This is a genomic window from Bacillus cereus (assembly GCF_025917685.1).
Classification (GTDB): Bacteria; Bacillota; Bacilli; order Bacillales; family Bacillaceae_G; genus Bacillus_A; species Bacillus_A cereus_AT.
In genome coordinates, this window is record NZ_CP089518.1 from 5,105,946 (window position 1) to 5,118,331 (window position 12,386).

Here is a 12,386-nt window from a genome sequence, read left to right on the forward strand (position 1 = left end):
ATACGAATTCATACAAAACGCTATCTTACGGACATAAAAAAAGAAGAGTAATCTATTCACTCTTCTTTTTCTTACTTATTTAACTTTGCTGCAATTTTTACAATTAATTCGTCTTCTGTTGGAGCCGCAACTGGACGATTATTTACAAACGCGAATGATTTTTTACGACCAGGGCCACAGTAAGACTGACATGCAACCTCAATCGTTGCACATGAATCTACTTTTTTTAACTTCGGAATCAGCGTTTTAACGTTCGTCGCCTGACAATCATCGCACACACGAAATTCGTTTCCCATTATATATAACACTTCCTCTATTTTAAACTTTTCACAAGTACATTTAAAAATAAACACTAAATGGTATTTTACCGCTCTTTGAAGCTTGTTGCAAGTCTCCGGACATAGCTCTATTCCTATATAAGGCTACATATTATTTATATTTTCTCCTTCAAAAGCTTCCACCATTCATAGTAAAAATTTCTTCTCTTCATCGAAATCTACCATATTTTTAAAAGCTTTGTATAAAAGCTTTTTTTTTTGCCCATTATAAAAATAGGAAGTTCATAAAAAGAAAGGGAGTTGAATCTATGAAAGTAAGACAAGATGCTTGGACAGACGAGGACGATTTATTACTTGCTGAAACGGTGCTTCGCCATGTTCGAGAAGGAAGTACTCAATTGAATGCATTTGAAGAAGTAGGAGATCAGTTAAACCGCACATCCGCTGCTTGTGGTTTCCGCTGGAACGCTGTCGTTCGCTATAGTTATGAGCAGGCTCTTCAACTAGCAAAAAAACATCGTAAAGATAAAATGCGTGCTGCGAGCGGCGAACAGGCAAAAAAACGCTTACTTTATACACCACCAGCTTCAGAAGCGGTAGATGATTATGAAGAACTAGTACCATACGAAGCAGCTGTTCAATATAAAGAAGCAATTCCATATCAAGAGCCGACTGTCCCTGCTCCAAAAAGCTCGATAACAATGCAAGATGTTATTTACTTTTTACAAACAGTTGGATCTTCAAATATAAAAATAACAGCTCTTGAAAACGAGAATACGAGATTGAAACAAGAAATTAAAGCGCAAATCTTGCGAAATGAAGAACTAGAAAAGAAACTAGAAAAATTAGAACAACAATCTCATACTGTACAAGAAGATTACGAAACACTTATGAATATTATGAACCGAGCTCGTAAATTGGCAGTAATGGATGAGGAGGAGCGTCCCCAAACCTCTTTTCGAATGGATCGAAACGGTAATTTAGAAAAAATTGCAGAATAAAAAGGATGCATGCAATGCATCCTTTTTATTCTTTCACTTCAAAATCCCCCTTTATCCCGCTATTTGTGGGCAGTAAAACTCCTTTTTTTATTTTTTGCTATAATAGAGATTGTCATTTTAAAGATAAGGGGTTAGTTATATGAGCAATTCCCGTTCGATTTTATCTCAGCCAGAGTGGCGTATTGTGGATCAGTCTAGTTTAGGACCAACATTCCATGCACTTCAGTCATTCGCAATGGATGACACTTTATGCACAAGCATCGGAAAAGGTCACTCCGCTGCAACAATGCGTTCTTGGGTTCATCACAATACAATTGTTCTTGGCATTCAAGATTCGCGCCTACCACATTTAGAAGAAGGTATTTCCTTTTTAAAAGAAAACAACTTCAATGTTATCGTTCGTAATTCTGGCGGACTTGCGGTCGTACTTGATGAAGGTGTTTTAAACGTATCACTTTTATTCCAAGAAACAGAAAAAGGTATCGATATTGATCTTGGGTACGATACGATGTGGCATTTAATTAAGGAAATGTTAAAAGATTACGATGTTACTATCGAGGCAAAAGAAATTGTTGGTTCTTACTGTCCTGGTAGCTATGATTTAAGTATTCGTAATCAAAAATTCGCTGGTATTTCACAGCGCCGTATTCGCGGTGGCGTTGCTGTACAAATTTACTTATGTGCAACAGGAAGCGGTTCTGAGCGTGCCGCACTCGTTCGTGATTTCTACAACGTAGCAATTCAAAGAGAAGAAACGCGATTTACGTACCCTGAAATTGTACCGAGTACGATGGCTTCACTCTCTGAATTACTTGGCGAAACAATTACAGTACAAGATTTAATGATGCGCCTTTTAAAAACGCTGCAACAATTCGCTCCAAAGTTAACACCATCTCAACTAACAGTAGATGAAATTCCTTTATACGAGACGAATTTACAACGTATTATTGATCGCAACAATAAAGCACTTGGTTTAGAAAAATAAAAAAGACCACCCACATTTCAAAAGAAATAGGGTGGTCTTTTTTCATACTAATTCATTACAGAATTAAAGTGCTTGAGCTGCCGTAATTAAAGCTAACTTGTACACTTCTTCTTCGTTACATCCACGAGATAGGTCATTTACAGGCATGTTTAAACCTTGTAAGATTGGTCCTACTGCTTCGAAGTTACCTAAGCGTTGAGCGATTTTGTAGCCAATATTACCAGCTTCTAGGCTTGGGAATACGAATACGTTAGCATCACCTTTAATTGTAGAACCTGGAGCTTTCTTCTCAGCTACAGATGGTACGAATGCAGCATCGAATTGGAATTCTCCATCTAAAGTTAATTCAGGAGCCATTTCTTTCGCAATGCGAGTTGCTTCTACAACTTTTTCTGTTTCTGGAGATTTCGCAGAACCTTTTGTAGAGAAGCTTAACATAGCAACGCGTGGGTCAATGCCGAATAGTTCAGCAGTTTTCGCACTTTCGATACCAATTTCAGCTAAATCTTGGCTGTTTGGTGCAATGTTAATTGCGCAATCAGCGAATACATACTTCTCTTCTTCACGTACCATGATGAATACGCCTGAAGTTTTTGTAACGCCTGGTTTTGTTTTAATAATTTGAAGTGCTGGACGAACTGTATCAGCTGTAGAGTGAGCTGCACCACTTACTAAACCTTGTGCTTTGCCCATGTATACAAGCATTGTACCGAAGTAGTTTTCGTCTTTAAGGATTTTGCGAGCATCTTCTTCTGTTGCTTTACCTTTACGGCGTTCAACGAAAGATGCTACCATTGCATCCATTTCTTCATATGTAGCTGGGTCATAAATATCAACGCCTGCTAATGTTAAATTCATGCTAGCAGCTTTTGCGCTAATTTCTTCTTTATTACCAACTAAAATTGGTTTTACTAACTCTTCTTTTGCTAAACGCTCTGCAGCGCCTAAAATTCTTTCATCAGTTCCTTCAGGAAGTACGATAGAAATGCCTTTTCCTTGAACTTTTTCTTTTACTGTTGTAAATAAGTTGCTCACGAATAAACCCTCCTACATATGTTAAAAAAACTCTATCTTTAAGAATACTGCTTTTCTTCTATATTTTAAACTTATAGCTCCCAAAAAATAGATAAAATAAAAATGATTATATTTTCATAAAATTCAGCCATAAAATCCACCTTATTTTAGAAGGCTCTGCCCTCTTTACTATTCCCTATAAATGTGACAATTTTACGCGCTAAGGTTTTATATAGATGATTTTAAAACTATATATGCTATAGTTAACGTGTAAAATATCATTAACTGAGGTGAATAGAATGAGTGAAGCAACAACAACGTTAGATGGCTGGTATTGTTTACATGATTTACGTTCTATTGATTGGGCAGCATGGAAAACATTATCTAGTGACGAACGCGGACAAGCAGTGTCTGAATTTTTAAATGTCGTTGAAAAATGGAACGAAGTAGCTGCTGCAAAAAAAGGCAGTCATGCAATGTATACAGTTGTTGGTCAAAAAGCAGATATTATGCTGATGATCTTACGTCCAACAATGGAAGAATTAAATGAAATCGAAACAGAATTAAATAAAACAACATTAGCTGAATATTTAGTTCCTGCATATTCTTACGTATCTGTTGTTGAACTAAGCAACTACCTTCCAGCTGATGAAGATCCATACCAAAACCCACAAATCTTAGCTCGCTTATATCCTGAGTTACCAAAAGCAAATCATATTTGCTTCTATCCAATGGATAAGCGTCGCCAAGGTAATGACAACTGGTACATGCTTCCTATGGAAGAACGTAAAAAAATGATGTACAGTCACAGTAAAATCGGTCGCCAATACGCAGGGAAAGTACGCCAAGTAATTTCAGGATCAGTCGGATTCGACGATTTCGAGTGGGGCGTAACATTATTCGCTGACGATGTTCTTCAATTTAAGAAGCTTATATATGAAATGCGCTTCGATGAAGTAAGTGCTCGTTACGGTGAATTCGGTACATTCTTCGTTGGGAACATTTTACCAGGCGAAAAAGTAGAGAAATTTTTACACATATAATAATGAAAAAGGAACGAATTTCGTTCCTTTTTTTATTATCCTCTATATTTCTTCTCAAAAAACTTCTTTTCTCTGCAAATTTGAACAAAAATCGACAAATTCTTTTCAAATTTCTTGTAAGATTGTAACCTTTTCACATCCAAATTTATGCTAAAATGGTACGAGCTATATGCTAATAACGATGCGAAGGTGATAATGTATATGAAGAAAATCTTGTCTATTTTACTAGCGTTTCTATTGTCAATTTCTTCCTTAGGAGTAACAACATCCCATGCAGAAGAAAAAATACATATAGAGGCAGCTGCTGCACTTCTATTTGATGCAGATACAGGAAAAATACTGCATGAACAAAATCCAGATGAATTACTAGCTATCGCTAGTATGTCAAAATTAATTGTTGTTTATGCCGTATTAGAAGCAATTAAAGAAGGAAAAATCACTTGGGATACGAAAGTAAACATTTCTGATTACGCTTATGAAGTTTCACGTAATAATGAATTCTCTAACGTACCGTTCGAAAAGGGACGCCAATATACTGTAAGAGAATTATATCATTCTATCGTTATCTTCTCTGCGAATGGATCTAGTATTGCTTTAGCAGAATTACTTGCAGGCAGTGAGAAAAACTTCTTAAATCTTGCAAATGAACATGCAGAAAAACTAGGGTTAAAGAAATATAAATTTGTAAACGCTACTGGGTTGAATAACGCTGATTTAAAAGGGAAACATCCTGAAGGAACTGATCCGAATGGAGAAAACTCTATGTCAGCTCGCGATATGGGTATTCTTTCAAAAACAATTATTACAAAGTATCCAGAAATGCTAGAGGATACAAAACAAAGATTTAGAAACTTCCCAGATAATCATCCGAAACCAATTCGTATGGAAAACTGGAACTGGATGTTACCAGGTGCTGCTTTCGCTTATGAAGGAGCAGATGGTTTAAAAACAGGAAGTTCTGATACTGCTGGATATGGATTCACTATTACAGCAAAACGTGGTGATTTACGCCTTATTTCAGTTATTATTAAAACAAAATCAATGGATGAGCGTTTCACAGAATCTCGTGCATTAATTGAATATGGGTTTAATAACTTCGAAAAACAGAAATTAAAAATAGATAAAAACAACAAAATTTCTGTAGTAAAAGGGAAAGAAGACTACGTAACAGTTACACCAGAAAAAGAAGTGACAGTAGTTACTGCAAAAGGTAGCAAAGCACCTTACAAAATTTCTACTGAAGCGGATAAGTCACTCGCTGAAGATGGACATTTAGTTGCTCCTATTAAGAAAGATGCAAAGGTTGGTTCCATCGTTTTAGAGCCAACTGATAAATACGGATTTTTAGATGGAACTAAAAGTATGAAAGTTGCTGCAAAAACGACAGAAGAAGTAGCAAAAGCAAATTGGTTCGTATTAACAATGCGTTCCGTTGGTGATTTCTTCTCAAACTTATGGTCCAAAATATTTTAATGATAAAAAGCTAGCACACGCTAGCTTTTTTATTTTCCTCTCTCAATGTAAAACTTCGTTTGGTTGTCATATCCGAGTCCTTTTTCTCATACGTATGAACTAGTAATTGTTCCACACTTCATCTAGAAAAAACCTCTTTCCAAAGGGTATTCCAAAAAGAGAGGTGACACATAATGGGTGTTATTGCTTATAACGAAGAAGATGTAAAGTTATTAGCTAGACTGATGCGTGCTGAAGCCGAAGGAGAAGGGCAACAAGGAATGTTAATGGTCGGAAACGTTGGGGTAAATCGTGTCCGCGGAAATTGTTTAGATTTTAAAAAAATACGTAATTTACGTCAAATGGTTTATCAAAATCCTGGTGGTTTTGAGGCAACTCAAAAAGGGTATTTTTATCAGCGAGCGAGAGAGCAAGATATCGCATTAGCAAGACGGACCATTCAAGGACAACGTTTTTGGCCCGCCAATTTTGCCTTATGGTTCTTTAGACCTGAAGGTCCTTGCCCGCCAACTTGGTATGACCAACAAAATTCTGGACGTTTTAAAAAGCATTGCTTCTTTCAACCATCTGGTGAAGATTGTCCTGGCGTATATTAAGGAATGAAAATGAGGAGGGATTTTTGAATGGCACAGCAACAAAACCCATACTACGGAACAGGTTTTTATCAACCATCTGGAACTTATGTACAACCGCAACAAATGACTCCTGGGCAACAGCAACAGCAGCAAGCGATGCAACAACAAGCTGCTCAGGCTCAACTTGCAGTTTCTCAAGGTATGTTACCACTAGAGCAATCGTATATTGAAAACATCCTTCGTTTAAACAAAGGCAAGCCGGCTACAGTTGTAATGACTTATGAACGTGGTAGTTCGCTTGGTACACAATCTTATACAGGGATCATCGAGGCAGCTGGCCGTGATCATATTGTAATTAGTGAACCGAAATCTGGAAAGCGCTATTTGCTACTAATGATTTACTTAGATTATGTAGAATTCCCAGGAGAAATTGCGTATTTACCTGCCCAACAAGCAACTTATGCTCCAAGACCATAAAAAAAAGCTGGCAAATGCCAGCTTTTGTTTTTTTATAACCCTTTTACAACTGCAGTTCCGACTAAAATCCACGCCACAATAAACGCTACACCACCGAGAGGTGTAATTGGGCCAAAGAATTTAATACCTGTTGTACTTAATGCATAAAGACTGCCTGAGAACATAATAATCCCAGCTACCATAAACCAACCCGCAGCGCTTAAAAGTGATGATTGCATTTTGTCCATTAATAAAGCAACTACAAATAAGCCCCCTGCATGAAACATTTGATATGTAACGCCCGTCTTCCACACTTCTAACATTTTTGCAGAAATTTTATTTTCTAAACCATGTGCTCCAAAAGCCCCTAATGCAACGGATAATCCCGCTGCAATGCAACCTAGTAAAAAGAAAATTTTCATCTTAATTCCCCTTTTTTACTTTTATCATAAGCAATTTTTTCATATAAGCCAAACGATTGTGCTTTTAAAAGTCCAATAAAGAGTTACCGTTTGCATCATCTTCTTTTATATATACTGGCTCTCCAGAAATCGGCATCACCGGCTGAACTGTTGTCATAGGCTGAGATCCGATTATTTGTGATTGAACTTGTGGTTCTCTATAAGTATGGGATTCAACTTGTTCATCTAATAATAAATCACATAATGCTCGCACAACTAATAAATGTTCTTTAGACTTTTGCCCTTCACTACTTTTTGCCTTTGCAATTTCATTCGCCATTTTATTTAAAATCTTGTCGCTAGATATTTGCATTCCTTATCACCTCGTACTTTGTAATTCTTTCTCAAATTGTCCCAGTTTCTCTACTGAACCAAATACTATTATCATATCACGTTCTTGCAGTTTTTCCTGCCCCGTTGGATTATGAATAATATTTCCATCCCTTAAAATAGCCAAAATTGTTACATCAAATTGATTTCTCACATCACTTTCTAGTAACGATTTATTGACTAAGATAGAATCGTTTCCGACTGAAATTTCTTCAATTACAAATGATTGTTCTATTCCATACAGTACTGTATCAATATAATGAACTGTTAGCGGATTCGCAATACCTTTTGCAATATGAATTCCTGCCATACTAGATGGATTAATGACCTTATTTGCACCAGCGCGTCGTAATTTCTCTTCTGTTTCTGGCTTTTCAGCTCTTGCTACAATTTTAATTGCATCGTTCAATCCCCTTGCTGTTAATGTAATAAATACATTTTCAGCATCGTTTGCTACGATAGCAACTAGACCCGCTGCCTTCGAAATTCCAGCGTTATGTAATACTTGATCTTCCGTTGCATCCCCGTGTACATATAAAAGTTTTTCCTGCTCCAATATACTTTCATCTTTATCCACAACTACAAATGGCATTTTCTTTTCCTGCAATTCATGTACAACTTGAAGCCCTACTCTACCGCATCCACACACTATAATATGATTTTCTAACTGTGCTATTTGTTTATCCATCTTCTTCCTCCGCACTGCATGAAATAAATTCCCTTCAATAAGCATAGCTGCTACTACCCCAATTGCATACGTAACGATACCGACGCCAATAGGTATAATAAGAAGAGCAAAAACTTTTCCCGCCTGCGTTACAGGAACCGCATCTCCATATCCAACAGTTAATACAGTAATCATCGTCATCCAAAATGCTTGAAATAAACTAATCTCTTCAATTATCATAAATCCTAGCGTTCCTAGAATTACAACAAAGGTCATACATACAACTGCTATCCATAATTGCTTACGTGCATTCATATTATGTTTCAACTCTTTTCTCTATCTACAATCTTTGCCAGAGGAAATGAAATACGTATATACTAGAAACGGAATCTATGAAAGAGGTCGATATAATGAAGATATTTCTTTCTGCCTTGCAATGGGCACTATTTATTTTAGCTGGAAGTCTTATTGTACCAATTAGTGTCGCAACTAGTTACGGTCTTGATGGCGCTGAAGCCATCGCGTTTGTACAAAGAACATTATTTGTTCTCGGATTTGCTGGTCTCTTGCAAGCTATATTTGGGCATAAACTTCCTATTCAAGAAGGTCCTGCAGGCCTTTGGTGGGGAATCTTCTCCCTTTATGCAAGTTTAGGCGTCGTATTATTTGGATCAAGCAATGAAACGCTTAAGGTCCTCCAGTACGCTTTCCTATTAAGCGGAATCATTTGTATTATTCTTAGTGTTTTTGGACTTATCGATAAACTAGTTCGTTACTTTACACCGACAGTAATTGGAACATATTTATTCCTTCTCGTCGCACAACTTAGTGGCTCCTTCTTAAAAGGCATGTTTGGTCTTGATGGACAACACACAGAAGTACAGGCTAACGTATTTATTCTTTCACTCATTGTTATTTTACTATCTTTTTTCATTATGAAGCTACCTATTATTGGACAATATTCCGTTCTTTTCAGTATCGTCTTCGGCTGGATATTATTCGCATGCTTCGGATTATCTAATCCAGTAACACCTGTGACAGATATAATTCGTCTTCCATCTCTATTTGTTTTCGGAATGCCTCGCATTGAATGGAACATGGCAATTACAGTAGTTTTCGTCACACTACTACTTCTAACAAATATGTTAGCAAGCATTCGCGTTGTACAAAAGGTTGTTTCTAAATATGAAAAAGATCCCGCTCCAAATCGCTTCAAACAAGCTGGCATTATAACAGGAATAAATCAATTACTAGGTGGTCTATTTTCAGCCATTGGTCCTGTTGCCATTTCTGGATCAGCAGGATTTATCGCAACGACAAATATTTATAAACGCCTTCCATTTATGTTAGGATCAAGTTTTATCATTCTTGTTAGTATATTCCCAAAGATTACTTCATTCTTTGCAGCAATCCCCGTTGCAGTTGGGTATGCTGCGATTTACCCTGTATTTGCAAGCATGATTGGTCTCGCTTTTCGCGAATATAACACTGTACAAAATAAAGAACAATTATTTAAAGTAGCAGGTCTTTCAATATTTACAGGAGTGGGAGTTATGTTCATTCCGGCAGGAGCATTTTCTACGCTACCACCATTTTTAGCATCGTTTTTAAGTAACGGTCTCGTTCTTGGGTCTGTTATGGCTATTTTGCTGGAAATACTATTTTCTCGTTCGAACGAAAAGCAACTATCGTAAATTGGAAAACTTCCATTATTGCACTCTACCTTTAGAGTTGTTACGATAATGATAAAGTGAAACTTTAATCAGTGGGGTTTTTGTTCATCCCCACTGATTATTAGCCCACACCAATCGGGCGTTTACGGGCAGTTAATCTCCCACCTAACTTCTTTGCTCCAGCCAAATTTTGAGGTGGGAGTCTTACTGCCCACAAATAGCGGTATAAAATATCATGGGCAACACGCTCATGATATTTTATACTAACAATGCAGAACCTTTCTTATCTTCATGCAAAGAGGTTCGATGTCTTACTATATATTCTCCAATATCTTCATAAAAATTTATTTCTATTCCAACAAAGAAAGGAATTTTCTATATGACTTATAAAATGATTGTTTTAGATTTAGATGATACTTTATTACGCGATGACCATACCATTTCACCTCGTACGAAAGAGGCTTTAATGACAGCACAAGAGCAAGGAGTTAAAGTTGTACTGGCTTCTGGGCGTCCAACGTTTGGTATGCGCAATGTTGCAAAAGAACTTCGTTTAGAAGAATACGGTAGCTTCATTCTATCCTTTAACGGTGCAAAAATTATTAACTGTAAAACAAATGAAGAAATCTTTAGTAGTACGCTATCTCCTGAGATCGTTCACAACCTATTTGAAATTAGTAAAACTGAAGACGTTTGGATTCATACTTATATTGGCGATGATATCGTGACAGAAGAAAATAACCCGTATACCGAAATTGAGGGTGACATTACTGGTATGCCAATTGTTGTAGTAGATGATTTTAAAGCCGCTGTAACAGATCCTGTAGTAAAAGTATTAATGAACAAAGAAGCTGAACGCCTTGTTGAAGTAGAAAAGAAACTACAAAAACAACTAGAAGGCCAATTAAGCGTAATGCGTTCAAAACCATTCTTCTTAGAATTTACTGAATATGGTGTTACAAAAGGAACAAGCCTAAACCAACTAATCCAAAAACTTGGTATTAAGCGTGAAGAGGTTATCGCAATGGGTGATAGCTATAACGACCAAGCTATGATTGAATTTGCTGGTCTTGGCGTTGCAATGGGCAATGCACCAGATGATATTAAAGAAATTGCGAACTACGTGACAGATACAAATATGAACGATGGTGTTGCAAAAGTTGTAGAGAAATTCGTTTTAAAAACGGAAGTACTTGTTTAATATTTTCATTCATAAAACCTATTTGAAGTCAAATACTTCAAATAGGTTTTTATTTAAATTACAATGCTTTTGTGACTATATTTTGAACTTTGCACTATTCTCGTAGTGTAAACTTTCTTTTTGTATATAATGGAACAAAATAGACTATTTTATTTTGAAAAAGAATACAAATTTACTATATACAAGCATACGTTAAAGGAGGATACTTCATGTTATCTACACCAATCGGACGATTAAGAGCAATCGGCTTAGTTGAGGGGATTTCTTTCCTATTACTATTATTTGTAGCAATGCCATTAAAATATTTCGCGGGGTTTGCAACAGCCGTTAAAATTACAGGTATGGCTCACGGAGTTCTATTTATACTATTTATCTTTGCGGTAATTCAAGTAACAATCGTACACCGTAAATCAATTTTATGGGCACTTGGCGCACTTGCTGCATCAGTTATCCCATTTGGTACTTTTGTACTAGATGCAAAACTAAAAAATGAACAGTAATAGTAAAAAGGTAGTTAACAATTGTTAACTACCTTTTTTACGTTTATATATTTAGAATTTCCCAATCAATTTCTCTTTCACCCATATTATCTAAAATCGTATTTACTTTAGAATACGGTTTACTGCCAAAGAAACCACGTCTTGCTGATAATGGACTTGGATGCACGGATTCAATAATATGATGATTCGTATTCGTAATTAACTTTTTCTTCGCCTGAGCATGGCGGCCCCACAATATGAAAATAACTGGCTTTTCACGTTCATTTAATAGCTCAATTACGCGATCTGTGAAATGCTCCCATCCTTTTCCTTTATGAGAGTTTGCTTCACCTTGTCGAACTGTTAATACAGTATTTAATAATAAAACTCCTTGCTCCGCCCACTTTACTAAATAACCGTTATTCGGAATTTCATAACCATATTCCTCTCGAAGTTCTTTATACATATTTAACAATGACGGTGGTGTTTTAATACCAGGTTGTACAGAAAAGCTTAAACCATGCGCTTGATTCGGTCCATGATATGGATCCTGTCCTAAAATGACAACCTTTGTATTTTCATAACTTGTATACTGAAGAGCGTTAAAAATATCTTCTACCTTTGGATAAACAACATGTGTACTGTACTCTTCTTTCAAAAAATTAGCTAGCGTATAATAATATTCTTTCTCAAATTCGGGTGCCACTAATGGCCCCCAATCATTATTTAAAACTGTTTCCATGCTTTCAC

At 36.4% G+C, this 12,386-nt stretch carries 15 protein-coding genes; 9 read left to right on the forward strand and 6 right to left on the reverse strand.

Annotation, left to right across the window (positions count from 1 at the left end):
* Positions 1–71: 71 nt before the first annotated feature.
* Complete coding sequence (locus LUS72_RS26630) at positions 72–296, reverse strand: YuzB family protein (RefSeq protein WP_264448476.1); 225 nt, start codon at positions 294–296, stop codon at positions 72–74.
* Positions 297–586: 290 nt separating this feature from the next.
* On the opposite strand from LUS72_RS26630, the gene LUS72_RS26635 reads away from it, so the two are divergent.
* Both LUS72_RS26635 and LUS72_RS26640 read left to right on the forward strand, forming a co-directional pair.
* Positions 587–1,279 (forward strand): RsfA family transcriptional regulator, encoded by a 693-nt coding sequence (locus LUS72_RS26635; protein WP_264448477.1) that lies wholly within the window; start codon positions 587–589, stop codon positions 1,277–1,279.
* 139 nt (positions 1,280–1,418) lie between these two features.
* Positions 1,419–2,264, forward strand: a complete 846-nt coding sequence (locus LUS72_RS26640; protein WP_097831429.1) for an octanoyl-[GcvH]:protein N-octanoyltransferase — start codon at positions 1,419–1,421, stop codon at positions 2,262–2,264.
* Between the two features lie 63 nt (positions 2,265–2,327).
* Here LUS72_RS26640 and pta read toward each other — a convergent pair whose 3' ends face one another.
* Positions 2,328–3,299: a phosphate acetyltransferase gene (gene pta, locus LUS72_RS26645; RefSeq protein WP_000067219.1), complete on the reverse strand. Its 972-nt coding sequence runs from the start codon at positions 3,297–3,299 to the stop codon at positions 2,328–2,330.
* Positions 3,300–3,577: 278 nt separating this feature from the next.
* Here pta and hemQ point away from each other — a divergent pair, with 278 nt between their 5' ends.
* The 4 genes from hemQ to gerQ all read left to right on the forward strand — a co-directional run bounded on the left by hemQ (position 3,578) and on the right by gerQ (position 6,846).
* Positions 3,578–4,321, forward strand: coding sequence for a hydrogen peroxide-dependent heme synthase (gene hemQ / locus LUS72_RS26650; protein ID WP_264448478.1), 744 nt, complete (start codon positions 3,578–3,580; stop codon positions 4,319–4,321).
* Positions 4,322–4,516: 195 nt separating this feature from the next.
* Positions 4,517–5,794 carry a serine hydrolase gene (locus tag LUS72_RS26655; protein ID WP_141533524.1) on the forward strand — a complete coding sequence of 426 codons (1,278 nt, stop codon included), beginning with the start codon at positions 4,517–4,519 and terminating at the stop codon, positions 5,792–5,794.
* A 173-nt stretch (positions 5,795–5,967) separates the two neighbouring features.
* On the forward strand, positions 5,968–6,390 hold the full coding sequence (gene cwlJ, locus LUS72_RS26660; protein ID WP_002198736.1) for a cell wall hydrolase CwlJ: 423 nt from the start codon (positions 5,968–5,970) through the stop codon (positions 6,388–6,390).
* Positions 6,391–6,417: 27 nt separating this feature from the next.
* Entirely contained in the window at positions 6,418–6,846 is a 429-nt protein-coding gene (gene gerQ, locus LUS72_RS26665; protein WP_097831426.1) for a spore coat protein GerQ, read from the forward strand.
* A 32-nt stretch (positions 6,847–6,878) separates the two neighbouring features.
* Here the strand turns inward: gerQ and LUS72_RS26670 are convergent, their stop codons facing one another.
* The 3 genes from LUS72_RS26670 to LUS72_RS26680 form a co-directional block, all read right to left on the reverse strand.
* Positions 6,879–7,247, reverse strand: coding sequence for a DUF423 domain-containing protein (locus LUS72_RS26670; RefSeq protein WP_097831425.1), 369 nt, complete (start codon positions 7,245–7,247; stop codon positions 6,879–6,881).
* Positions 7,248–7,311: 64 nt separating this feature from the next.
* A complete protein-coding gene (locus LUS72_RS26675) occupies positions 7,312–7,599 on the reverse strand; it encodes a YwdI family protein (RefSeq protein WP_097831424.1) in 288 nt (95 codons plus the stop codon).
* A 6-nt stretch (positions 7,600–7,605) separates the two neighbouring features.
* Entirely contained in the window at positions 7,606–8,598 is a 993-nt protein-coding gene (locus tag LUS72_RS26680) for a potassium channel family protein (protein WP_141533521.1), read from the reverse strand.
* Positions 8,599–8,693: 95 nt separating this feature from the next.
* Here LUS72_RS26680 and LUS72_RS26685 point away from each other — a divergent pair, with 95 nt between their 5' ends.
* From LUS72_RS26685 to LUS72_RS26695, 3 genes are all read left to right on the forward strand, one after another.
* Positions 8,694–9,977 carry a purine/pyrimidine permease gene (locus LUS72_RS26685; protein WP_141533520.1) on the forward strand — a complete coding sequence of 428 codons (1,284 nt, stop codon included), beginning with the start codon at positions 8,694–8,696 and terminating at the stop codon, positions 9,975–9,977.
* Between the two features lie 358 nt (positions 9,978–10,335).
* On the forward strand, positions 10,336–11,157 hold the full coding sequence (locus tag LUS72_RS26690) for a Cof-type HAD-IIB family hydrolase (protein ID WP_097831421.1): 822 nt from the start codon (positions 10,336–10,338) through the stop codon (positions 11,155–11,157).
* A 209-nt stretch (positions 11,158–11,366) separates the two neighbouring features.
* Complete coding sequence (locus LUS72_RS26695) at positions 11,367–11,657, forward strand: DUF3817 domain-containing protein (protein ID WP_071770537.1); 291 nt, start codon at positions 11,367–11,369, stop codon at positions 11,655–11,657.
* A 43-nt stretch (positions 11,658–11,700) separates the two neighbouring features.
* Here LUS72_RS26695 and LUS72_RS26700 read toward each other — a convergent pair whose 3' ends face one another.
* On the reverse strand, positions 11,701–12,378 hold the full coding sequence (locus tag LUS72_RS26700; RefSeq protein WP_097831420.1) for a uracil-DNA glycosylase: 678 nt from the start codon (positions 12,376–12,378) through the stop codon (positions 11,701–11,703).
* Positions 12,379–12,386 lie beyond the last annotated feature (8 nt).

Coding starts and splice junctions, on each gene's coding strand:
- LUS72_RS26630 (WP_264448476.1), bottom strand. CDS start 296: ATGGGAAACGAATTTCGTGTGTGCGATGATTGTCAGGCGACGAACGTT.
- LUS72_RS26635 (WP_264448477.1), top strand. CDS start 587: ATGAAAGTAAGACAAGATGCTTGGACAGACGAGGACGATTTATTACTT.
- LUS72_RS26640 (WP_097831429.1), top strand. CDS start 1,419: ATGAGCAATTCCCGTTCGATTTTATCTCAGCCAGAGTGGCGTATTGTG.
- hemQ (WP_264448478.1), top strand. CDS start 3,578: ATGAGTGAAGCAACAACAACGTTAGATGGCTGGTATTGTTTACATGAT.
- LUS72_RS26655 (WP_141533524.1), top strand. CDS start 4,517: ATGTATATGAAGAAAATCTTGTCTATTTTACTAGCGTTTCTATTGTCA.
- cwlJ (WP_002198736.1), top strand. CDS start 5,968: ATGGGTGTTATTGCTTATAACGAAGAAGATGTAAAGTTATTAGCTAGA.
- gerQ (WP_097831426.1), top strand. CDS start 6,418: ATGGCACAGCAACAAAACCCATACTACGGAACAGGTTTTTATCAACCA.
- LUS72_RS26670 (WP_097831425.1), bottom strand. CDS start 7,247: ATGAAAATTTTCTTTTTACTAGGTTGCATTGCAGCGGGATTATCCGTT.
- LUS72_RS26675 (WP_097831424.1), bottom strand. CDS start 7,599: ATGCAAATATCTAGCGACAAGATTTTAAATAAAATGGCGAATGAAATT.
- LUS72_RS26680 (WP_141533521.1), bottom strand. CDS start 8,598: ATGAATGCACGTAAGCAATTATGGATAGCAGTTGTATGTATGACCTTT.
- LUS72_RS26685 (WP_141533520.1), top strand. CDS start 8,694: ATGAAGATATTTCTTTCTGCCTTGCAATGGGCACTATTTATTTTAGCT.
- LUS72_RS26690 (WP_097831421.1), top strand. CDS start 10,336: ATGACTTATAAAATGATTGTTTTAGATTTAGATGATACTTTATTACGC.
- LUS72_RS26695 (WP_071770537.1), top strand. CDS start 11,367: ATGTTATCTACACCAATCGGACGATTAAGAGCAATCGGCTTAGTTGAG.
- LUS72_RS26700 (WP_097831420.1), bottom strand. CDS start 12,378: ATGGAAACAGTTTTAAATAATGATTGGGGGCCATTAGTGGCACCCGAA.